This window comes from Pseudonocardia sp. (genome assembly GCF_050246655.1).
GTDB lineage: Bacteria > Actinomycetota > Actinomycetes > Mycobacteriales > Pseudonocardiaceae > Pseudonocardia.
In genome coordinates, this window is sequence record NZ_JBFWVQ010000056.1 from 15,558 (window position 1) to 38,434 (window position 22,877).

Consider the following 22,877-nt stretch of genomic DNA (forward strand, 5'->3'; position numbering starts at 1 on the left):
TCAGCGTGGGTGGAGCCCGTCACCGGCGCGCAGGGCGCGCCGGACCCGGGCCAGCCACCGCGGATCGAGGACCTCGTCCTGGTCGCGCAGCGCGGACGGGTCGAATCGGGGGTGGAAACAGTTGATCTCGCCCTCGAACCCGTCCGGGTCGAGGTAGCGCAGCGAGAGCATCCAGCCGAGCGCACGGACGTCCCCGCTCGACGCCTCGGCGTCCAGGAGTCTGCGCCGGACCGCGGCCAGCTCCGCCTCGTCGCGGACCGTGAAGCCGAGGTGGTCGACCCGGCCCCGCCCGAGCATCGGCACGCCGGACGCCCGCACGTCGCGGTCCGCCTCGAAGACGTGGAGCATGACGTCGCCCGCGAAGACGACGGCCTGTCGCCCGTGCCCGGGGCCCGGGCCGAGCACCAGTGCGGTGTCGAGGCCGATGACGCCCTCGTAGAACGCCCGGTAGCCCTCGAGATCGGCCGTCACCACGGCGATGTGGTTGACCCCGCAGGGCCGGCCCGCCCGGCTGTCCATCAGCTGAACGGCGGTCGGTCGGCCGGGCACACGGTGCCGGGGGCCGGGGCCTGGAGGTCGACGAGGTAGCGCGTCTTCGCCGCCTCGACGCACGCGCTCGGATCCTGGAAGGAGACGTGACCGTACCCGTCGTGGGTGAGCAGGACCGCGTTGCCGAGCAGCTGTTCGGTGCGCACCGCGTTCCGGTAGCCGGTGTTGGGGTCGTACCGGGTGCCGATCAGCAGGATCGGCGCCGCGGTCCCCGCGTTCCACGATCCGGTGAAGCGGTCCTCGCTTCGGCCGGGCCAGTTCGACGCGCAGGGGGCCCACAGCGGCGAGAACGACGACACGAGCAGGTCCGAGAGGACGAGCTCGCCGGGCGGGTCCGCGTCCGGTGCCGGGATCGGCCCCTGGCGCGCCCGCTCGAACAGCCGGGCCACGCGCTGCGCCGCGGTCTCGCCATGGCCTGCCAGGGCGCACCTGCCGGGTCCGGCCTGCTCGCAGAGCTCCAGGAACCGTCCGAAGACCGCGTCGGTCGACTCCGAGTCCACGGCGGAGCGGGTCTCGGCGCTGGTGGTGAACGCGACCGCGTCGATGAGGCCGTCGAGAACCATCGCCCGTACGCGGTCGGGGAACATGGTGGCGTACACCTGCCCGACGAACGTGCCGTACGAGAGGCCGACGTAGGTGATCGTCCCCTCGCCGGCGAGCTCCCGGAGGCGGTCCAGGTCGCGCACGGTGTCGGCGGTCGAGATGTGCGAGAGCAGCGGGCCCATCACCTCGCCGCACCGGCGCGCCAGATCCTGGGTCCGGACCGCGTACGCCGCCGCGCCGTTCCAGAACGCCGCTTCCTCGGCGTCGCTCGTGAAGCACTTCACCGGCGAGCTGCCGTGCGTGCCCCGCGGGTCCCAGCTGATGACGTCGAACCGGCCGCCGCCCCACGCCTCGATGTCGGCGCCGGTGCGGACGAGACCCACTCCGGTGTCGCCGGGGCCTCCCGGGTTGACGAGCAGGGTCCCGATCCGCTGGTCGGGCTTGCTCGCCGGACGGCGGATCACCGCCAGCGAGATCTGCTCGCCGGCGGGGTCGGCCCAGTCCAGCGGAACGGGCACGGTGGCGCACTGCAGGCCGTCACCGCACTCCGTCCAGGCGATCCCGGGCGCCGCCTCCTGGTCGGGCCGGTCGGGGCCGCCGCTGCACGCCGCCGTGACCAGCGCCAGCCCCACCGCGCTTGCCACCGCCCGCCCGAGCCGATCGCTCCACCAGGTCATGCCCCTGACGGCGTTCACCGGCGTGGAACGATGTTCCGCCGTCAGACCTCGACGGTCCATGACAGGGCCGCGGCAGGTTCCGGCCGGTAGCCGCAGTAGCGGCCGGTGCGGACCGACACCTCAAGGTGCGCGCCCAGCGTCGGGGCCTGTTGCCCGACGGCGGCGATGGCCCGCCGCAGGCTGCGCACCACGTTCACACGGGCCCGTTCCGCGTCCGATCCGCTCGGCCGGTCGCGTCCACCGAGCCCGACCGCCCGCCGGAGCTCCCGCAGGAGCGCCTCGGTCTCCACGTGGGCGCGTTCGCCGCGGACGGGGTCGTTGCACGCCGCCGCATCCTCGATCTCGGCCTGCAGCTCCTGCAGGCGCCGCCGGTAGGCCCGCTTGGCCTGCGCGTCGAGGGCCGGACCGAGGTCGGTGGGCGGTGCACCCGGCAGCCCGGCGAGCTCGACGGCGGCCACCTCGACGCCGGGCGTGCGCAGCAGCCGGGCGAGCTGCCCGAGGCCGGTGCTGTCGGGCAGGCGGGCCGAGCCCAGCGGCGTCGCGAGCACCCACGACGGACCGTCCCGGCGCAGGGCCGCCGCCCTCGACGCAGCGTCCGGGACGGGCGGCGGCCGGTCCCGACCGGGCCGCTCGACGCCTGCGGCGACGGCGAGCGCGGCGGCCTCCGCACGCAGGTGGCGGGGGTCGTCGTCGCCGGCGCGCGCGACGGCGTCGGCGAGGTGGTCGAGGCATCCGACGAGCATCGGCGGGGACGGCAGCGCGCGCGCCAGCGCCACGGCGTCGCGCGCGTGTCGGACGGCGGCCGGGACGTCGCCGGCGAGCGCGGCGAGGCGACCGAGGACGTCGTCGACGGGCAGCCCGGCGCACTGCCCGCCGCCGACGTTGAGCAGACCTGCGTAGGGCAGGAGGGCCTGGTAGACGGGGGCGACGAGGTCCGTCGCGCCCGCCCGAGCGATCATGTCACCGAGCATGCGCAGCAGCTGGTCGCCGGAGATCGACCGCTGGACCCGCCCGGGCTGCCCGGCGTAGCGGTGCAGGACGTCGTGCACGCGCGCCTCGTCGCCGACGTGCTGCGCGACGAAGCCCTTCTGCACCTGCAGGAGCGGAGAGGGCACCTTGTCGATCATCTGGACGACCGTGCGGTACAGCTCCCCCGCCCGGGGTTCGGTGCCCCCGTACAGCTCGAGCAGCATGATCCGGTGCAGGAGCTCGCAGCCGAGCAGGACGAGCGGCTCGATGTGCCCGGAGCCGGCGCGCACGGCCTCGTCCATCGACGCGGTCGCCGCCGCCCGACCGGTGGTCAGGGCGTGCAGGGTCGTGCGCTGGACCAGCGTGCGCTGCCGCCAGCCCGGCGACGGCAGCAACCCGGCCAGCAGCTCGGCGCGCTCCAGCGCATGATGCGCCGCACCGACGTCGCCGTGGTTGAGGTGGTGGCAGAAGCGCCGCTGGTGCCCGTAGAGCGCGAGGTCCGAGCGTCCGGCGCGCTCGGCCAGGTGGACCACCTCGTCGGCCGTCGTGAGCCGGGCGTCGAGCTCGTCGCGGCTCGCGGGCGACATGGTCAGGTTGATGAGCGCCTGCGCGACGAGCACCGGGTCGCCAGTCCGCCGGGCGGCGTCGACGGCCTCCTCGGCCCAGTCCCGCGCCCGGTCGGCGGCGTCGAGATCGGCCCCACCCACCACGGCGAGGCGGCCGAGCACCGCGGCCCGCAGCCGCAGCTCGCCGTCCGGGAGCGCGGCGAGCGCGTCCTCCAGCCGGCGCAGGCGGCCGGGATCGGGGATGAACGCGGTGACCCACAGGTTCGCGCCGACCGCGGCCCGGGCCCGCAGCAGGGGGTCCGCGCTGCCCCGGGCGAGCTCCGCGGCCTCTCCGTAGTGCTCCAGCGCCAGGTCGAGGTCGCCCAGCCGGCGGAGGATCGTGGCCAGGTCCAGCGACACCCTCGCCCGCAGGTCCGGGCGGTCGATGCACTCGACGGCCGCCTCACGCGCGTCCTGGAGCAGGCCCGCCGCCCGCGCCTGGTGCCCGGCGGCGATCAGCTCGGCGGCGAGGTCGCAGGCGGTGGCGACGGCGCGGGCGACCTCCGACGGGCCCACCGCGGCACGCAGCCGGTGCTCCCCCGCCGACGCCCGGCCGTCGAGCCCGCCGGTGGCCTCCCATGCCACCGCCAACCGGCCGTGGAGGGAGCGCGCGTCGACCAGCCGCGCAGCGGCGTCGGCCAGCAGCGCGTGGTGGAAGCGCACGCCCGTCCGGGACACCCCGTCGAGCACGCCCTCCAGCACGGCAGGCGCAAGGCGGTCCGCGACCGTGGCCGCGGTGGTCGACGCCGCCGCCGCGAGGACGGCGAGCGGCGCGCCCGGTCCGGCCAGGGCCGCGGTCGCCAGCAGCTCCCGGGTGGTGACGTCGAACCGTCGCAGCACCCGGTCGAGGACCTCACCGATCACACCGCCGATCACGCCCCCGCCGTCCGGGGCGATCAGCAGCTCGCGGACGAAGAGCGGGTTGCCGCCCGTCCGGGCCCGCAGCTCGACCGCGTCGACCGGCCCGGTGGTCAGCGCGGCCGCCATCCGACGCACCGCGTCGACGTCGAGTCCCTCGAGGTGCACCAGCCGGGACACCCGCCGGACCGCGTCGAGCCGGGGCATGCCGGGCTCCTGGTCGCGGCTCGTCGCCACGAAGGCGACCGGCGCGTCCCCGAGCGCCCTCGGCAGGTGCTCGAGCACCCACACCGCGACCGCGTCCGCCCAGTGGAGGTCGTCCAGGACGACGACGGCCGGTGCGGCTGCGGCCAGGGCGGCCGTCAGCGACTCGAGCTGCTCCCACCGGCGTTCCTCGGCCGGCAGGGCCGGGTCGTTCGCGGGCACGACGTCGAGCGAGCGGTAGACGCCGCGCCACAGCTCCATCGGTCGCCGAATCGCCGCGTCCGCCTCGCCACGCAGCACCCGTATCCCGGAGGCCCTCGCCAGCGCCGCGGCCTCGTCGGTGAGGCGGGTCTTGCCGATCCCGGCTTCCCCGACCAGCAGGACGATCGTCGGCCGGCCCGCCGCTGCGGCGTCGAACGCGGCCTGCAGCACGGCCAGCTCCGCTTCGCGACCCACGAGACCGTCCGCGGACGGCGGCGACGGCGCTACTGGCCCCGTAGGACGGACGCCCATCCTGTCGACACTAGGTCACCAGGCGGTAGGTGACGTTCCGCCGATCGCCGGTACGGCAGGGCAGGCGGAGCAAGGATCACGCTCAGGCCACGCCCTTGCCCGGTTCGGCCTGCGACGGCACGCCTGCTCCCGGGTCGTGGACGACCGCATGCGCGACCGCGGGCCGCTCGAACAGCTGGGCCACCCCGGCCGCGCTGAAGCAGGCCGCACCCCACGCCGTGCCCCAGTTGATCAGACCGACGCTGATCACCTCTCCCGTCACCGGCCGCACGAACGCGGCGAGCCCGGACACCATGAACAGCCACGATCCGATCTGGTTGACGAGGACGATCCACCAGCCGAGAGAGGACGGCATCCAGCGGAGCCGACCGTGGCAGACCTCCGCGATCGCGATGTGTCCGGACACCAGGAACAGGACGCAGCCGACCATCTGCGGCGCCCAGATCAACCGGTTGGCCTGGCCCGCGCTCAGTCCCGTGAGGAACGCGTCGACCAGGCTGACCGCGAACGCCAACGTGCCGCAGAACAGGGCGAACGCCGCCACCCACCCGGGCCGGTACGGCTCGTACGCCCACCACCGCCACGCGGGGGCGACCAGCGTCCCGTCGTCACCGATCCGGCGTGGCGAGTTCAGCTCCTGGACCAGGGCCGCATAGGCACCGGTGGAGAACCAGAACCCGCCGATCAGGAACGTCCAGTCGATGGTGAGCACCGGCGCTGCCTCGTACTGGGCCAACAGCGCGCCCACGGTGAACAGGAGGCCGCCGAGGAAGAACGACACCCCCGAGAGGTCGTTGCACCGGCGCAGCCGGACGGCGACGGCGGGCCGCGCCATGATCCGCTCGACGATGCCGTTCCTGACCACCTCGATGACGCCCCGCTTGCGGGCCAGCCGGGATTCCCAGGTGGCGGTCGAGCCGTCGGGGTGCAGCCACTGCACCCGGCTGATCAGGGACCCACGACCACCCGTGTTCTGGACGCGGGCTTCCGAGGGCAACTCGAAGACGTCCCACTGGCTCACCCGCCAATCCTGCGGCACCCCGCGGGCCCTGCGTACCACCCTCAACGGGCGATGACGGCGTGCATCGCGGGTGGCCACGATCGGAAACGACCAACCAACCGCGGGGTGCTGAGGCAGGGCTGCCCCACGCTGCGGCGACCCGCGGTGCGGGCCGGCGCGGGAGGCTCCGATCGAGGGGATGTCGAGAGATGCCACTGCACCAGCGCGACGAGGTCCGTGACGAGCTCGATAGCTGCGTGTTCGCCGACCGGGACCTGACCAGGCCCGTCTCCAAGTACCGGTTCCCCCAGGACGGGACGTTGCCGAGGGACGCGTTCCAGCTGGTCTCGGACGAGCTGATGCTCGACGGCAACGCCCGCCAGAACCTGGCCACCTTCTGCCAGACGTGGGTGGAGCCCGAGGTGATGAACCTGATGGCGCTGTCGGTCAGCAAGAACATGATCGACAAGGACGAGTACCCGCAGACCGCCGAGATCGAGCGCCGGTGCGTCCACATGATGGCCGACCTGTGGAACGCGCCGGATTCGGCCAACACCGTGGGGGCCTCGGCGATCGGCTCGTCGGAGGCGTGCATGCTGGCGGGGATGGCGGCCAAGTGGCGGTGGCGGGCCAAGCGGCGGGCCGCAGGCCTGCCGACGGACAACCCGAACATGGTGTGCGGTCCGGTGCAGGTGGTGTGGCACAAGTTCGCCCGCTACTGGGACATCGAGATGCGCGAGGTCCCGATGGAGCCCGGACGCTACGCGATGGACCCGGCCACGATGCTGGAGCGGGTGGACGAGAACACGATCATGGTCGTGCCGACCCTCGGCGTCACGTACACGGGCGCGTACGAGCCGGTGGCCGACATGGCGGCCGCGCTCGATCGGCTGCAGGCCGACACCGGCCTCGACGTCGACATCCACGTGGACGCGGCCAGTGGCGGATTCCTCACCCCGTTCTGCGCGCCGGACGTCGCCTTCGACTTCCGGCTCCCCCGCGTCAAGTCGATCAGCGCCTCCGGGCACAAGTTCGGGCTGGCACCACTCGGGGTCGGCTGGGTCGTCTGGCGCGACGCCGGCGAGCTGCCCGACGACCTGGTGTTCCACGTCAACTACCTGGGCGGCGACATGCCGGTGTTCCAGATCAACTTCTCCCGGCCTGCGGGGCAGATCGTCGCCAGCTACTACAACTTCCTCCGCCTCGGCCATGAGGGCTACCGCCGCATCCACCAGGCGTCCTACGAGATCGGCCAGTACCTCGCCGCCGAGATCGTCAAGCTCGGCCCGTTCGAGCTGCTCTGCGACAGCAACCCCAACACCGGGATCCCGACGGTCACCTGGCGGATCCGCGAGGGCGAGAACCCCGGCTACACGCTGTTCGACCTGGCCGACCGGTTGCGCAACAAGGGGTGGCAGGTGCCCGCCTACACGCTCACCGGAACGGCCTCCGACATCGCCGTCCAGCGCATCCTGGTGCGCCTCGGCGTCAGCCGCGACATGGCCTCGCTGCTGCTCGACGACTTCCGGGACACCGTCGCCCACTTCGGCAGGCACCCGGTCACGGTGTCCATGACGAAGCAGGAGTCGGGAGGGTTCAGCCACCTGTGACGCCGCGCGGCACGACGCTCACGCCTGGGGATCGAGCACCACGACGGAGTCGGCGCCTGCGTTGCCGACGTAGAGGCGCCGCCCGTCGGGGCTGATCGCGACGGGTCCGGGATCACCGCCGACCGGCAGGCTCCGCACCCGGGACCGGGCGGTCGTGTCGATCACCGAGACCGCCCGGGAGCCGCGGTCAACGACGTAGGCCCGGGTGCCGTCCGGACTCGTCACGACGGTGATCGGGGCATCGCCGACGGCGACCGTGCCGACGGTGGCGAGCGTTCCCGGGTCGATGACGGACACGGTGTCGGCCCCCTCGTTCGTGACGTACACCCACCCGTCCGGCCCCACCGTGACCCCGTTCGGCGCGCTCTGCACCCGCACGGTCGCGACGACGCGGTCGGTCGTGGCGTCGACGACCGTCACCACCCCCGCCCCGCGGTCGGTCAGATAGGCGCGTCGGCCGTCCGGGGAGAAGGCGACGTCGACCGGGCCGTCGGGCGCCGTGCCGCCATCGACGGTGGCCCGCACCGTGTTGCTCGCGGTGTCGATCACCGCGAACGTACCCGAGTTGCGCGACGTCACGTAGACGCGGCGCCCGTCGGGCGAAGCGGCCACGCCCCAGAGCCAGGCCCCGTCGGCGACGGGAATGGTCGCGATCACCGACCCGGACGCCAGGTCCAGCACCGACACCGCCCCCGTGCCCTCCGCGCCCACGTACGCGCGCGAGCCGTCCGGCATCACGGCGATGCCGTGCAGGAACCCGCCGACGTTGATCTCGCGGACGACCTTCGCCGCGCGCGTGTCGACCTCCTGCACGACGCCGGAGCCGAGGTCGCTGACGTAGAGCCGGCTCCCGTCAGGGCTCAGCGCGAGGCCGGCCGGGTCGCCCCGCACGGCGAGCGCCCCCGTCGGGACGTCGGCCGAGGACGGTACCTGCGAGTCCCGGTCCGGCACGGTATCGCCGGTCCCGTCGCCGCCGGCGAGGCCCGCGACCGCAAGCCAGGCGACGATGGCGAGCACGACGGCGGTCCCGGTCGCGACGGCGACAACCCCGAAGCGCGAGCGCCGGGCACGAGCGGTGGGTGCGACGGCGGTGCGCTGCGGCGCGACCGCGGTCGCCCGCGTGGGACCGGCGTCCGCCCGGCCCTCCAGCGCGGCCCGCGCGTCGGCCGCGAGGGCGAAGCACGTCGGGTACCGCCGGTCGGGCTCCTTCGCCATCCCGCGGGCGACGACCGCGTCGAATTCCGATGGGACCCCCGGCCGCACGAGGGACGGCCGGGGCGGCGGTTCGTGCAGGTGGGCGTACATGACCGCGAGGAACTCCCCCCGCGGGAACGGGCGCTGCGCGGTGAGGCACTCGTGGAGCAGGCACGCCAGCGAGTAGACGTCCACGCGGTGGTCGATCCCGCGGCCGAGGAACCGCTCCGGCGCCATGTAGTCGACGGTGCCCACCGTCGCGCCGGCACCGGTGAGGGGCGCCGAGCTGGTCGTCGTCGAGCGGCTGATGCCGAAGTCGACGACGTAGGCGAACTCGGCGTGCCCGCCACCCGCCTCGCCGACCAGGACGTTCGCCGGCTTGACGTCGCGGTGCAGCAGGCCGTTGGCGTGCGCGCCGTCGAGTGCCTGGGCCACCTGCTCGACCAGCGCGACGGCCCGTTCGGGCGCCAGTGCCCCGTCGCGGGCGAGGATGGCGGCGAGGTCGCGGCCGTCGATGAGCCGCATGTCGATGTAGAGCGTTCCGTCCAGCTCGCCGTAGGCGTGGATCGGGACGACGTGGGGCTCGCCGAGCCGAGCCGCGATCCGCGACTCGCGGGCGAACCGCGTGCGGAACTCCGGATCGGCGGCGAGGTGCGCGGGCAGCAGCTTGAGCGCGACGTCCCGGTCGTGGACGGTGTCGTAGGCGCGGTAGACCTCGCCCATGCCGCCACGACCGAGCAGCTCCGCGATGACGTACGGCCCGAAGCGCCGACCGTCCACGGCCACCCACCCCCGCCGCGCACCTGCGCCCAGATCCCCGGCGGGCAGGATAGCGGTGGGGCGTCGGGCCAACCAGGTGGTGCGACCCGCTCGGAGCGCGTGTCGCGGAGCGGTGTGCCCCGGGCCGGCGTGGGCCCGGACTCACCTCACCTGCGCGCCCTCGGCACCGTCGGTGTCACGGGGTGTGTACTCCCAGCCCAGGGGTGTTCCCTTCTTGTAGCGGGCGGGCAGGGTCCCCTTGGCTTCGGCCGCCTCGCGCTCCAGGTCGTGCAGGAGGATGGCGAGCAGGCGTTCCGGCACGGCGTCGGGGGGCAGTCGACGGCCGCCGTCCACGTAGGCACGGAGCTCACGGTCGATGAGCTCACCGACCGGGCCGGGGTAGGCCTCCAGTCCGAAGCGGGCCGCCCGCAGGACGGCGTCGACCGGCTCCCTGCCCGGGTGCACGTCGGCGGACGGGGACTGCAGTGGTTGCTGGGACATGTCGACTACTCCTCGTCGGATCGGGGGTGGCAGGCGAACGACGTTCTGCACTCGACTCGGCGAACCTGTTCGGTGGCGTGTCGCCCGCTTTCAGGTCGCTCACCGAGTAGACGCTGGGCACCGGCGGAACGTGAGCCGGAATCGGCAGGCGACGCCGTCCCGGTCGACGGTCACGCGTTCTCCAGGGTCAGCAGGGTGCGCTTGGCGTCGATGCCACCGAGATAGCCGCCGAGACTTCCGTCCGAGCGGACGACGCGGTGGCAGGGGATGACGACCGGAAGCGGGTTGGTCGCGCAGGCGGTGCCGACGGCGCGGACGGCCTTGGGCTTGCCCGCCAGTGCGGCGACGGCGGCGTAGCTGGCCGTGCGCCCGTAGTCGATGTCGGGAAGCCGGTGGAGCACGGCGGCCCGGAATCCGGCCGAGAGCTGCCAGTCCAGCGGGAGGTCGAACGCCCGACGGGCGCCCTCGAAGTACTCCTCCAACTGCCGTGCGGCAGCGTCCAGGCGCGCCGGGGCGCGCAGCACCCGGGGGCTGATCCGGTCGGCCAGGCTCTGCAGGACGGTGTCGTGGTCCTCGCGGCGATAGGCCACCCGGACCAGGCCGCGGCCGGTTGCCGCGAGCAGCAGCGGCCCGACGGGGCTGTCGACGATTCGGTAGGCGATGTCGAGGAGGCCCTCGACCTCCGCTTCGGTCGCGAGGCGCGCACGCAGCGTGCTCAGCTCGGCGGGTCCGTCGGCGTATGCCTGGGTGAGGTCGCGGTGCAGATCGTCGGAAGTACTCATCGCTCTTTCCCCTGCCTGGCGACGGCGGGACGGTACGTGCGGCGCAGTGTGGCGATGCCGTCCGCGGCGGCGCGGCGGGCCGCGTCGGTGCTGCCGCCGAGGATGGCGGCGACGTCGGCATGTGGCAGTCCTGCCACGTAGTGATAGACGACGGCGTGCCGCTGCTTGTTCGGCAGCCTGGTCACAGCTTTCGCCAGATCCGGGTCGGGCTCTTCCGGACCCGGCGGTGCCTCGGTATCGGGCATGTGCGCGGTCAGCACCGCCCGGCGTCCCGTGGCGCGAATGATGTCAAGGGCCTTCCGGTGCGCGATCGTGACCAGCCACGCCTCGACGTTCGCATCGGCGGGCAGGTCCGGGTAGGTACGCAGGGCCGACAGGAACGTCTCCGACCATGCGTCGTCGGCGTCGGCAGGCCCGAGCAGCGCGCGACACACCCGCAGCACCATGGCTGCGTGCGTCGCGACGACCGCGTCGAACGGCTCCTTGCTCCTCACGACAGGTAGACGCTTCCTCGGGCGGTTTCGTGAGATCGGACGGTCCCTCGTTCGTACACCCGCCCGTCGGCGACCCCACCGAGGGCGCAGCGCCACTACCGAACCGTACGGATGCGGTCGGGAACGGTTAACGAAAAGCCCCGGTGGGACGACCATCCCACGGACCACCCGCTTCGAAGCGACGACCTCTCGCCGCGGGGCGGGCGTACGGTATCGACGCTGCGCAACTGGCGCTCCTCACGCGGAGGCTTCGTGGTCGGCAACCTCTTCGGGACGTACGAGCTCCGCCTGCTCCTCGGCCGAGGGGGAATGGGTGAGGTCTACCGCGCCTACGACCGGAGCCATCAGCGCGAGGTCGCCGTGAAGCTGCTGATCGAATCGCTGTCGACAGACCGCGAGTACCGAGCCCGATTCGAACGCGAGGCACGGATCGCCGCCGGTCTGCGCGAGCAGCACATCATTCCGATCCACCGCTTCGGGGAGATCGACAACAGGCTCTTCATCGACATGCGGCTTGTGGACGGCGAGGACCTCGGCAAGCTCCTCGCCCGGGAGGGCGCCCTCGCCCCCGGCCGGGCCGTGCGGATCGCCGCCCAGGTCGCCGCGGCCCTGGACGCCGCGCACCTGGCAGGTCTGGTGCATCGCGACGTGAAACCCGCCAACGTCCTCATCGCCCGGACCGCGACGGCTGCGGCCGACTCGGTCTACCTCGCCGATTTCGGCATCGCACGCGCGGGCGACGCCGGGACGAACGAGCGGCTCACGATGACCGGGGTGACCATCGGAACGCCCGATTACATGGCGCCGGAACGGTTCACGGACGGGACAGCGGACCATCGCGCCGACATCTACGCCCTCGGCTGCATGTTGTACGAGATGCTGAGCGGTCACAAGCCGTTCGCGGCCGAGGGGGTGCTCGCGATGGCGTACAAGCACGTCAACGAGGAGGCGCCGCGGCTGAGCACCACGCGGCCGGATCTCCCGGGCGCGCTGGACGAGGTCGTCCACCAGAGCATGGCGAAGGACCCGGCGCACCGCTACCGGTCGGCGGGCGAGCTCGCGGCCGCCGCCGAGGCGGCACTCGCACCGGCCGGCGGGAGCGTGCCGCCGCCCGGACACCCGAGGAGACCGCCCGGAACCTCGACCCGGACCTACCCGGCGCCGCCACCCGACTGGGCCCCGCTCGCCGCCGGGCGGCGATGGCCCCGCTGGTTCTACGACCTCGCGCCAGCCGCCGGTCCTGCCGTGACGGGGAGGTGGCCCACGGCCACCGACTACGTGCGCGCGATCCAGGCCGGGGTCGCGCTGCCGACCGGCGCGGGCGTGCAGGGTGCGGCCCTCGTGCGTGACGGACTCGGGATGCCGGCGACCTCCAGCGGCCAGAACGCCGTGGTGTTCGAACTGGAGCACGCCGAGGGCGCGCTGGCGCTGCGGTGCTTCACCCGGTCGCCGGAGGATGCCGCGGCGCGGTACCGCGCGCTGGCCCCGGTTCTCGCGTCGAGCGGCTGCGACGTCGTCGCACCCGCCCGCTGGGTGGACGCGGCCATCGCCGTCGGCGACGAACGGTGGCCCGCTGTCGTCATGCCCTGGGTGTCCGGAGTGCCGCTCACCACGGCTGTCGAGGATCGACTGGAACACAGGAGCGAGCTGACCCGGCTCGCCGAGGCCTGGCGCACTGCCTTGTCGGATATGTGGGACGCCGGTCTGGCCCACGGCGACCTCCAGTGCGGCAACATCCTCGTCGACCGGTCGGGCGAGCTCCACCTGGTGGACCTCGACGGATTCTTCGTGCCGTCGCTGCACAAGCCCCCGGCCGAGCTCGGGCATCCCGACTTCCAGCACCCCCGGCGGTCCGCCGGGCACTGGGGCACGGACATGGACGCCTTCAGCGGGCTGGCCATCTACCTCGGCCTGCGTGCACTGGCCGCCGACCCGCGCATCTGGCGGTTCAACTCGGGGGAGAACCTCGTGCTGGCCCGCGACGACTACGAACACCCCGGCCACACACCGGTCTGGGCCGAGCTCCGGGCGAGCCCCGATCTCGAGGTCGCAGGTCTGGCCGAGGCCCTGATCGGCGAGTGCCGCTCGCCCGCTCCCCCGAGAATCGCCGAGGTCCGTCGGATTCTCGACGGCCGCGGCGCCACCGGCCCGACCCCGTCCTGGCTGTCGCCCACCGTGGTCCACCCGCCCGCGTCGTCCGGGCCGCCGTCGGCGAAATGGTGGGTCGACGAGCCGGAGACGGTCGCCTCCACCCCCGCCCCCACGGTGCGCGGACCGTCGGGGCTCGCGAACTGGCTGGGGCGCAATGCGGTCGTCACCGGGTTGACCGCGGGGCTCGCGTGCGCCCTGCTGATCATCGTCACCTACGCCGTGATCGGCGACGCCATTCCGCTGGGCGGCCGGGCTCCGCTGCTGGTCGCCCTCGCCGGGGGCATCCTCACAGCGGGATTGGCCGCGATTCCGCGAGCGACCATGGGGGCGGTGCACAGCGCCGGAAGGGCGGGGCTCGTCGGCGGGCTTCTCGGCGCGGTGCTGTCGCTGCTCGCCCTGGGGGCCTTCGAGGTCATCGCCTTCACCGCCATTCCTACCCAGGGCCGCGCCACGGCCCCGCTCATCGCCGCCTGGACGCTCTGCGCGATGTCCATCGGCGTGGCGGCCGGGGTCGTGCGCCGCTCGGGGCGGGCTGTGGTCAGCGGACTGGTGGGCGGGGTGGTCGGAGGAGTCCTCGGCGGGCTCGTGCACTGGGCGTCGGGACCGGAGTTCACCGAGATCGACGGGTTGGGATACCTCTACTTCGACCCCCTGGATCCCGCGACGCAGCTGGCTGTCTTCCTCGCTTGTGCCTCGATCGGGGTCTCCATCGGCATCGTCGATCGGGTACGCCGGACGTCCTGGCTGACCGTCATCGAAGGCAGGCTGCGCGGCCGGGAGGTCATCCTCGACCGACGCGAAGCGACCATCGGCAGCGCCGACTCCGCGACCCTGCGCCTGGGCGGTGACGCCGGAGTCCAGGCCGTCCACGCCATCCTGTCGAGAGACCAGAGCGGGTACTCGCTGCGGTGCCATGGACGCGTCGAGATCAACGGTCGGACATCCTCGCACGACCAGCGGATCACCCTCGCGAGCGGCGACGTCCTGCACGTGGGCGGGTCGTTCATCCGCTTCGAGCACCGGGAGTCGCGGTGATCGGCAAGCCGTCCGCGGCGAGCACCGTCCGGGCGCTGCTCGCCGCAACCGCGGCGATGATCAGCACATCCGTCGCGATCCTGGTCGTGACCTACCCTCCAGGCCCGCCGATCGGGCCCGTCGCAGCCCCCGCGGCCACGGCACCCGCGGGTACGTCCTCGGCCACCCCCACACCGGGGACGACGTCCACGGCGCCTTCCTCGCCGGCGCCCACTTCGCCGGTGCCCACCTCTACGGCGCCCACCCGGCCGCCCCACAAGCCGGTGAGCACCACGCCGTCCCGCCACCGACCAGCGACCTCCACGACGGCGCCCGGACGTCGCCCGTGCCCCGAGACCCGTACGACCAGCGAGGACGACGAGTGATGATCTACCGCCGCCGAATCGACCGCCTCCATCCCGCACTCATCCTCATGCTGGTCGACCAGTCCGACTCCATGGCGGAACCGATCGCCGGAGAACCGGTCTCGAAGGCGGCGGCCGTCGCGGACCAGATCAACACCATGCTCTACGAACTCGTCCTGCGATGCGTGAGGACGTCGCGCGAACCACCCCGGGCCTACTTCTCGGTCGGGGTCATCGGCTACTCGACCACCGAGTCCGGCGAGCCGCTCGTCGGGCCCGTCGGCGCCGTCCTCGGCACCGACGGGATCACCTCGACGACGGAGCTCGCCGAGAACCCGTTGAGAGTGGAGATGCGCGCGGGTCACGGCGGTGTCGCGATCAACGCGCCGGTGTGGATCGAGCCGATGGCCCGGGGCGGCACGCCCATGTGCACCGCCTTGAACCGGGCCGGTGAGCTCGCGGCGATGTGGGTCGCGCGGCACCCGGACTCGTTCCCCCCGGTCGTCGTCAACCTCAGCGACGGCGAGGCGACGGACGGGGACCCGGCCGTGTGGGCGCGCAGGCTCCGCAGCCTGTCGACCTCCGACGGTCACCTGCTGCTGTTCAACCTGAACATCTCGGCGCGTGCGGCGACGACGAGCCTGTTCCCGTCCGACACCGACGAACTCCCCGACGGGTACGCGCGCACGCTGTTCGGAATGTCCAGCCCGCTGCCTCCATCGATGATCGAGGTCGCACGGTCGCAGGGCATCGGGGTCGGGCCCGGTGCGCGAGGGTTCGGCTTCAACGCGGACATGAGAGGGCTCGCACTCTTCCTCAACGTCGGGACCAGCATCGGGCGGGCCGCGTGACGAACCGCATCCCCGGGGCCGAATCGTGGCGGGCACCAGCCGGGCTCGCCCTGCTCCTGGTGGGTGTCTTCGTCGCCCTGGTGGTGGCGAGTCCGGTGCTGGGGCGGTACTGGCCGCTGCTGCTCCTCTCGACGATCGCGGCCCTGCCGTTCCTGCAGCGGGAGCGGCAGGACCCACGCCTGCTGCCGCTGCGCAGCCCGGCCGTCGACGACGGTGATCGGGCGGACCTCGCCGGGCGCGACCTCCTCGTCGGACCGGCGCTGCGGGCGTCCGCGGTCAGTCTGCCCAAGGTCGCGGCTGTGAAAGGCGAGAACGAGGACGCCTACCGGATCGACACCGAGCGGGGCCACCTCGCCGTGGCCGACGGCGCCTCGTCGTCGTTCCGAGCGGCAGAATGGGCACGGATGCTGTGCGCGACCTTCGTCGAGGAGGAACCGCTGCGGCGGGCGCGCTCCGACTCCTGGATCGCGCAGGCGACCGCCGCCTTCCGGGACGGAACGCAGCAGCCGTCGGAGTGGTGGAGCACCGAAGCTGCCCACCGGGGTGCGCACGCGGCGTTCGTCGGGCTCGGCGTCATCCAGGGCGAGCGGGATCTGGTCTGGCGGGCGACTGCGATCGGCGACTGCGTGCTCGTGCACCTCCGCACCGCGGCGGACGGCCGAGAGCCGGTCGTCACGGCGTTCCCGATCGCCCACAGCGCAGCGTTCCCGGTGAACCCGATGCTGCTCTCCAGCGTCGCGGACGGCCCGCCACCCGTCGGCTACATCGAAGGCACGGCAGCGCTCGGCGACGTCTGGCTCCTGATGAGCGACGAGCTCGCACGCTGGGCGCTGCGCGGACACGAGGCGGGCGACCCACTGTGGTCGCTGCTCTCGAGAGGCGGCGAGCCGGAGATCGCCGCGGCCGCCCGTACGGCGCGGGCCGCGGGCGTGATGGCCGACGACGACCTGACCGTCGTACGCTGCGAGCTGGTCGAGGTCGACATGCGGTGCTAGACCAGCTGCTGGACGTCAAGACCCGGGTGCCGGCGCGGCGGCCCGGTGCGGTGGCCCGCCCGCGGCTGGTCGAGCGCTTCGCCCGCGCGGGCGAGGCCCGCCTGACCCTGGTCTCGGCACCGGCCGGATTCGGGAAGACGACGCTGCTCACGGCGGCGCTGGCCGGGACGCCGTCCCTGGCCTGGCTGTCGGTCGACCCTCAGGACGACGAGCCGGCGCGCTTCTGGACCTACGTGCTCGCCGCGCTGCGCACCGTCGCCGCGGGCGTCGGCGAGGACGCCCTCGACCGGCTCCGGTCGGCGCGGCCGTCGACGGACGGGGCGCTCACCTCGCTGCTCAACGACCTGCAGGCGCTCCCCCTGCGGCTCACCCTTGTCCTGGACGACTACCACGCCGTCGCCTCGCGCGAGGTGCACGACGGGATGGCGTTCCTGGTGGAGCACCTGCCGCCGAACGTCCACCTGGTGGTCGCCACCCGCGCGGATCCGCCACTGCCGCTGGCCCGGCTGCGCGCCCGCGGCGAGCTGGTCGAGATCCGGTCGGCCGATCTCCGCTTCACCGGGGACGAGGCCGCCGCCTACCTCACCGGCTCGATGGGCCTCGCGCTCGCGGACGCCGACGTCGCGACGCTCACCGAGCGCACCGAGGGCTGGGCGGCGGCCCTCCAGCTGGCGGGCCTGTCGTTGCGGGGCCGCGACGATCCCGGTGCCGCGGTCGCCCGGTTCGCGGGCGACGACCGGTTCATCCTCGACTACCTCGCCGACGAGGTCATGGCCCGGCTGCCCGCCGACGTGCGCGACTTCCTCCTCCGGACGTCGGTCCTCGCGCGGCTCACCGGACCCCTGTGCGACGCCGTCACCGGCCGCTCCGGCGGGGCGGCCCGGCTCGTCGAGCTCGACCGCGCCAACCTCTTCCTCGTCCCGCTCGACGAGCGGCGCCGCTGGTACCGCTACCACCACCTGTTCGCCGACGTCCTGCGCGCGCAGCTGCAGGAGCAGCACCCCGACCAGGCCGCGGAGCTGCACCGGCGGGCAGCCGACTGGTTGGGTGCCCACGGCGAGCCCACCGAGGCGATCCGGCACGCCCTCGCGGGCAACGACCCCGGGCGGGCCGCGAACCTGATGGAGCTCGCCGTCCCGTTGATGCGGCGGGAGCGGCGGGAGGCCGAGCTCAGGACCTGGATCCGGGCGCTGCCCGACGACGTGGTGCGCGCCCGGCCGATGCTCGGCCTCGCCCTCGTCGGCGCGCTCGCGCAGGTGTCGGACTTCGCCGAGGTCGGCACGCGCCTCGACGGCATCGAGGCGACGCTGCGTCCGGACGGCGGCGCCTGGCCGCCGCGGCCACCGGACGGCCTGGTCGTCGTCGACGAGCGCGGCTTCCGGTCGGCGCCTGCGAGCGTCGAGATGTACCGGGCCGCACTCGCGCTCGGGCGCGGCGACCTGGATGCCACGGTGATCCACGCGCGGGAGGCGCTGTCGCTGGCGCCGCCGGACGACGACCTGATCCGCGCGGGGGCGGGTGCCCTGGCCGGGCTGGCGGCCTGGACGGCGGGCGACATCGCCACCGCCCACGCGGCCTACACCGAGGCCGTCGCGGGCCTGTCGGGTGCCGGGTTCCTCGCCGACGCCCTGGGGTGCTCGATCACCGTCGGCGATCTCTGGCTGGTCCGGGGCAGGCTCGGGGAGGCCCGCCGCACGTTCCAGGCGGGCCTCGATCTCGCGGCCGGTGCGCCGCTGCGGGGAACGTCCGACATGCACGTCGGCCTGGCCGGGGTGCTGCTCGAGTACGGCGACCCGGCAGCGGCCGCCGGGCACCTGGCGGCCGCCGAGCGCCTCGGCGAGCACCGGGGCCTGCCGCAGAACCCGTACCGCTCCCGGGTCCTGCGCGCCCGGCTGCGGGAGACGGAGGGCGACCTCGACGCCGCGCTCGTCCTGATCGAGGACGCCGAACGGCTCTACCAGGGTGACTACTCCCCCGACGTCCGCCCCGTCGCGGCGACGCGGGCCCGCCTGCACCTGCGCCGCGGCGAGCCGGCCCGGGCCGAGGAGTGGGCCAGGACGAACGGCCTCGACGCCGGCGACGAGCTGCACTACCTGCGGGAGTACGAGCACGTCACCCTCGCCCGGCTGCTGCTCGCCCGGCACGACGGCCCGCTCGCGACCGGCCTGCTCGAACGCCTGCTCGCGGCGGCGGAGGCCGGCGGGCGCCACGGCACCGCCATCGAGGTGCTCGCCCTCCTGGCGCTCGCCCACCGGGCTCGCGGGGACGCCCCGGCCGCGCTCGCCGCGCTGGACCGAGCCGTCACGCTCGCGCGTCCCGAGGGCTACGTCCGGATCTTCGCCGACGAGGGCGCGCCGATGGCCGCCCTGCTGAGGGACCTCGCCCGGCAGGCGCCCGACGCGGCGTACCCGCGCAGGCTCGTCGCCGCGGCGTCCGCGCCCGCACGCGCGGTGCCGACAGGGGGCCTCGTCGAGCCGCTGTCCGCGCGCGAGCTGGACGTGCTGCGCCTGCTCGCGAGCGACCTGGACGGTCCGGCCATCGCCCGCGAGCTGCACGTCTCGCTGAACACGATGCGCACTCACACCCGCAGCATCTTCCGCAAGCTGGAGGTCACCAGCCGGCGCGCCGCCGTGCGGCGGGCCGCCGACCTCGACCTGCTCGCCCGGCGCGGACCGGCGTGACTCAGCCGCCGGTGGCGGCGGGCACCGGCCGGAAGCCCTTGACGGTCAGGTACACGCCGAGGGAGAGCTCCCACAGGGCGACGGGCAGCGCGCCGGCGGCCCCGACCGCGGAGACCTGCTCCCACGCACCGAACAGGGTGCCGGTGGCCGACACGAGGATGATCGGCGCACCGACCAGCCCGACGACGGGGATGAGCCGCGGGACGAGCCGTGACCGGTACATGATGTAGCCGAGCAGCAGGGCGTTCACGCCCGGGAGCAGGCCCGGCCCGACCAGGAAACTCCACTGCCGCATCGCCACGAGCGCCTCCGCGGCGACCCGGGAGGCCTCGGTGCCGGCGGCCGGCTGCGCCTGGAGCGTCACGACCGTCAGCACGCAGAGCACCCCGACCAGGATCAGCACCGCCTCGACGACCCGGGACGTGACGAAGCCGATCGCCGCCGTCCGGCTGACGCGGCGGGTGACCGGGTAGAGCGCGACGGCCGTGGCGACGCAGGCGGCGGCCGTGACGATCTCCAGCAGGCTTCCCCAGCGGACGGCCAGGTCGCCGCCCGGGGCGCTGACGAAGCCGGCGGGGTCCGCGACGAGGGGTGCGAAGAGCGCCAGCTGCGGGATGGAGGCCGCGAACGTGACCAGGTACGCGATGCCGCCGGCGAGGGCGACCCGGCGCATCGGGCCGGACCGGGGCGGATCGGCGGTGGCGTGGTCGGCGATGGGCGCGGCGATCATGGCGGCCTCCCTCTGCGGTACCGGGCGGGACGGGACCGACGCTAGGAGGTGACCGGACGAGCCGTCCTCACCACACGTGACGAGGAGCGTGGTGATTCCGGGTCGTCGGGTCCGGACGAGCACCTCCGGCGCGTCCTCGCAGCGCTGCGGTGCACGTCGCAGCGGACCGGACGGCTGCGAGGTGACGCTCACGGCTGCGAGGTCTGCCCCGCCCTCACGGGGATGGCGTACGGCCACCGCTCAGGCGCTGCCCGCCCACGTCGATCTCGAGCGGTGGCGCGGCTCCCAGGGCAGCGGGGTGCCGCGACGATCGGGGCTCGACGTGGGCGCGCAAACCACCGCGCTCAGCCGGTCGAGGCCCGCTGGTTCGCCTGCGGCGCCGTGCTCGCGTCCTGGGTGCCGAGCAGCCTCGCCTTGGCCTGCTCGAACTCGTCAGCGGAGATCGTCCCCTTGTCCCGCAGGTCGGCCAGCTTCGCCACCTCGTCGGCCACGCTCGGCCCGCTGGTGGTGGCCGCCTGCTGCACGTACTGCCGGAACGCCTGCTCCTGACGTCCCGCCTGCTCGAGTGCCCGCTGGTTCATCGAGTGTCCCCGCGCGATCAGGTACACGAGCGCCCCGAGCCACGGGATGATGATGATGAACAGCACCCATCCCGCCTTGGCCCACCCGGACAGCTCGTGGTCCCGGAACAGGTCGGCGAAGATCGAGATCAGCAGCCAGATCCATGCGAACAGCAGCATGAACCAGAAGATCGACAGAAAGATGTCCCAGAGGTTCATCGCGGCACTCCAAGCTCGACGGAGGAGCGCGACGGACGACGGCTCCCGTTGGCGCCAGCTTCGACGCAACATCGCTTCGACGCCTCACCCGAGACGGGCGACCACACCCCGGCGCGTTCACCTGCCAGTGGCGCCGGCCACTGTCCTTCGGGCGTCATCAGGGCTGGTCGACCGTCGACTCGCCGGTCGCGTCGGCGGTCTCGGCAGCGCGCCTGGACCGCACCACCATCGCTGCGACAGCGGCGACGACCACCACGAGGACACCGATCTGCACGTATCGCCGGTACTGCCTGGGCGGCCGGTAGGGCTCCACCGCGGCGAGGACCGTGTGACGCACCTCCTCCAGCTGGTCCGGGAGCACCACGAGCCCGGCCCGAAGGTCTGCACCGACCTTCCCGGCCTCCGCGCGGAGCGCGTCGGCCACGTCCGAGATCGTGTCGCCCAGGTCCTCGAGTGTCGACGCGACCTGCGCGCCTTCTCGCCTCAGTGAGGTCTCCACGGCCTCTCCTCCTTCGTGTTCGAGTCATGCAGATCGCCGATGACGACGTGGATGCGACCCACCTGCCTACGGCGGGCCGCCGATGGGGACTTCGGTTCCCCGCAGCACGACGAGGGAGCGGGGGTCCGCGGTGACCCGGTCGCCTGCGGTCGCCGTGCCGTGGCGTGCCGTCGTGGCCGGGTCGAAGGTGTCGATCTCCGCCGGCCAGATCTGCCCGGCGCAGCCTTCGGGGAGCACGAACTCCAGCGGCTCCCACCAGGCGTTGACGAGGACGAGGAAGTCGTCGTCGACGAGCGGGCTGCCGTCGGCCGCCCGATCCGGGGCGTCCTGACCTTCGAGGAGGATCGCCACGCTGCGCGCGTTCGGGTCGGCCCACTGCTCGCCGGTGACGATGGTGCCCGCCGGGGTGTACCACCGAAGCTGGCTGGCCTCCACGCCGAACAGGAAGCGGCGGCGGCGGAACACGGGGTGGGCGAGCCGGAAGGCGATCAGCCGGCGGGTGAAGTCGAGCAGTTCCTCGTCGACGGCGGCCCAGTCGAACCACGTGAGATCGTTGTCCTGGCAGTAGGCGTTGTTGTTGCCCCGTTGCGTGCGCCCGAGCTCGTCGCCCCCGAGCAGCAGCGGGACGCCGAAGGACAGCATCAGCGTCGTGAGCAGCGCCCGCTGCTGGCGGGCGCGCAGCGCGCGGACGGCCACGTCCGTGGTCGGGCCCTCGGCGCCGCAGTTCCACGAGCGGTTGTCGTCGGTGCCGTCGCGGTTGTGTTCCCCGTTGGCCTCGTTGTGCTTGGTGTCGTAGGAGACCAGGTCGGCGAGGGTGAACCCGTCGTGCACCGTCACCAGGTTGACCGACGCGGCGGGCCGCCTCCCACGGCCGCCGTAGAGGTCCGCCGAGCCGGCGAACCGGGTGGCGAACTCGGCGACCGCACCATGACCTCGCCAGAAGTCGCGCATGCTGTCGCGGTAGCGACCGTTCCACTCCCGCCACAGCGGCGGGAACTGGCCGATGCCGTAGCTGTCGGACTGGCCGACGTCCCATGGCTCGGCGATCAGCTTCACCCGTGACACGACCGGGTCCTGGGCCACCAGGTCGAAGAAGGCCGACAGGCGGTCGAAGCCACCCTGCTCGCGGGCCAGCGTCGGGGCGAGGTCGAAGCGGAACCCGTCCACGCCCATCTCGGTGACCCAGTAGCGCAGCGAGTCCATCACCATCTGCAGCGCGAACGGGTCGGCCGCGTTGAGCGAGTTGCCGCAGCCGGTGGTGTCGACGTAGCGGCGTGGGTCGGCGGGATCGAGGCGGTAGTACGCGGCGTTGTCGATCCCGCGGTGGCACAGCGTCGGGCCGAGCTCGCCACCCTCCGCGGTGTGGTTGAACACCACGTCCAGGACGACCTCCAGGCCGGCGCCGTGCAGGGCGTCGACCATCGCCCGGAACTCGGCGACCTGGCCGCCGGGGCGCCCGGCGCGCACCGCGGCCGAGTAGCCGGCGTGCGGGGCGAAGTAGCCGGTCGTGTTGTAGCCCCAGTAGTTGGTGAGGCCCCGGTCCGGGAGGAACGC

At 73.6% G+C, this 22,877-nt stretch carries 18 protein-coding genes; 5 read left to right on the forward strand and 13 right to left on the reverse strand.

Going from position 1 to position 22,877, the window contains the following annotated elements; translation table 11 throughout:
* The 4 genes from AB7J25_RS18255 to AB7J25_RS18270 form a co-directional block, all read right to left on the reverse strand.
* Entirely contained in the window at positions 1–519 is a 519-nt protein-coding gene (locus AB7J25_RS18255; protein ID WP_428510602.1) for a VOC family protein, read from the reverse strand.
* Positions 519–1,787, reverse strand: coding sequence for an alpha/beta hydrolase (locus AB7J25_RS18260; protein WP_428510604.1), 1,269 nt, complete (start codon positions 1,785–1,787; stop codon positions 519–521). The genes AB7J25_RS18255 and AB7J25_RS18260 overlap by 1 nt, the downstream gene beginning before the upstream one ends.
* Before the next feature lie 23 nt (positions 1,788–1,810).
* On the reverse strand, positions 1,811–4,861 hold the full coding sequence (locus AB7J25_RS18265; RefSeq protein ID WP_428510606.1) for an AAA family ATPase: 3,051 nt from the start codon (positions 4,859–4,861) through the stop codon (positions 1,811–1,813).
* Between the two features lie 139 nt (positions 4,862–5,000).
* Positions 5,001–5,939 (reverse strand): hypothetical protein, encoded by a 939-nt coding sequence (locus AB7J25_RS18270; protein WP_428510608.1) that lies wholly within the window; start codon positions 5,937–5,939, stop codon positions 5,001–5,003.
* A 188-nt stretch (positions 5,940–6,127) separates the two neighbouring features.
* Between AB7J25_RS18270 and AB7J25_RS18275 the strand changes: the two genes are divergently transcribed.
* Positions 6,128–7,528, forward strand: a complete 1,401-nt coding sequence (locus AB7J25_RS18275; RefSeq protein WP_428510610.1) for a glutamate decarboxylase — start codon at positions 6,128–6,130, stop codon at positions 7,526–7,528.
* Between the two features lie 18 nt (positions 7,529–7,546).
* Here the strand turns inward: AB7J25_RS18275 and AB7J25_RS18280 are convergent, their stop codons facing one another.
* The 4 genes from AB7J25_RS18280 to AB7J25_RS18295 form a co-directional block, all read right to left on the reverse strand.
* A complete protein-coding gene (locus AB7J25_RS18280; protein WP_428510612.1) occupies positions 7,547–9,502 on the reverse strand; it encodes a serine/threonine-protein kinase in 1,956 nt (651 codons plus the stop codon).
* A 141-nt stretch (positions 9,503–9,643) separates the two neighbouring features.
* Entirely contained in the window at positions 9,644–9,982 is a 339-nt protein-coding gene (locus tag AB7J25_RS18285; RefSeq protein WP_428510614.1) for a hypothetical protein, read from the reverse strand.
* A gap of 170 nt (positions 9,983–10,152) precedes the next feature.
* A complete protein-coding gene (locus tag AB7J25_RS18290; RefSeq protein ID WP_428510616.1) occupies positions 10,153–10,764 on the reverse strand; it encodes a methylated-DNA--[protein]-cysteine S-methyltransferase in 612 nt (203 codons plus the stop codon).
* Positions 10,761–11,258: an RNA polymerase sigma factor gene (locus AB7J25_RS18295; protein ID WP_428510618.1), complete on the reverse strand. Its 498-nt coding sequence runs from the start codon at positions 11,256–11,258 to the stop codon at positions 10,761–10,763. Before AB7J25_RS18295 ends, AB7J25_RS18290 begins: the two co-directional genes overlap by 4 nt.
* Before the next feature lie 252 nt (positions 11,259–11,510).
* Here AB7J25_RS18295 and AB7J25_RS18300 point away from each other — a divergent pair, with 252 nt between their 5' ends.
* Positions 11,511–14,444, forward strand: a complete 2,934-nt coding sequence (locus AB7J25_RS18300; RefSeq protein ID WP_428510620.1) for a protein kinase domain-containing protein — start codon at positions 11,511–11,513, stop codon at positions 14,442–14,444.
* Between the two features lie 91 nt (positions 14,445–14,535).
* Here the strand turns inward: AB7J25_RS18300 and AB7J25_RS18305 are convergent, their stop codons facing one another.
* The gene (locus tag AB7J25_RS18305; protein ID WP_428510622.1) at positions 14,536–14,841 is read right to left on the reverse strand and encodes a hypothetical protein; all 306 of its coding nucleotides are present in this window, start codon (positions 14,839–14,841) and stop codon (positions 14,536–14,538) included.
* A 15-nt stretch (positions 14,842–14,856) separates the two neighbouring features.
* Between AB7J25_RS18305 and AB7J25_RS18310 the strand changes: the two genes are divergently transcribed.
* From AB7J25_RS18310 to AB7J25_RS18320, 3 genes are read left to right on the forward strand one after another with little or no spacing between them, the layout of a single operon-like run.
* The gene (locus AB7J25_RS18310; RefSeq protein WP_428510624.1) at positions 14,857–15,639 is read left to right on the forward strand and encodes a vWA domain-containing protein; all 783 of its coding nucleotides are present in this window, start codon (positions 14,857–14,859) and stop codon (positions 15,637–15,639) included.
* Positions 15,636–16,634 (forward strand): hypothetical protein, encoded by a 999-nt coding sequence (locus AB7J25_RS18315; protein WP_428510625.1) that lies wholly within the window; start codon positions 15,636–15,638, stop codon positions 16,632–16,634. Before AB7J25_RS18310 ends, AB7J25_RS18315 begins: the two co-directional genes overlap by 4 nt.
* Entirely contained in the window at positions 16,628–19,315 is a 2,688-nt protein-coding gene (locus AB7J25_RS18320) for a LuxR C-terminal-related transcriptional regulator (RefSeq protein ID WP_428510626.1), read from the forward strand. The genes AB7J25_RS18315 and AB7J25_RS18320 overlap by 7 nt, the downstream gene beginning before the upstream one ends.
* Before the next feature lies 1 nt (position 19,316).
* Here AB7J25_RS18320 and AB7J25_RS18325 read toward each other — a convergent pair whose 3' ends face one another.
* From AB7J25_RS18325 to glgX, 4 genes are all read right to left on the reverse strand, one after another.
* Positions 19,317–20,045 (reverse strand): DUF4386 domain-containing protein, encoded by a 729-nt coding sequence (locus tag AB7J25_RS18325; RefSeq protein WP_428510627.1) that lies wholly within the window; start codon positions 20,043–20,045, stop codon positions 19,317–19,319.
* Positions 20,046–20,389: 344 nt separating this feature from the next.
* Positions 20,390–20,824 carry an SHOCT domain-containing protein gene (locus AB7J25_RS18330; protein ID WP_428510628.1) on the reverse strand — a complete coding sequence of 145 codons (435 nt, stop codon included), beginning with the start codon at positions 20,822–20,824 and terminating at the stop codon, positions 20,390–20,392.
* A 157-nt stretch (positions 20,825–20,981) separates the two neighbouring features.
* Positions 20,982–21,323, reverse strand: a complete 342-nt coding sequence (locus AB7J25_RS18335) for a hypothetical protein (RefSeq protein ID WP_428510630.1) — start codon at positions 21,321–21,323, stop codon at positions 20,982–20,984.
* A 66-nt stretch (positions 21,324–21,389) separates the two neighbouring features.
* The coding region (glgX, locus tag AB7J25_RS18340) for a glycogen debranching protein GlgX (protein ID WP_428510631.1) at positions 21,390–22,877 on the reverse strand (1,488 nt) is incomplete at its 5' end.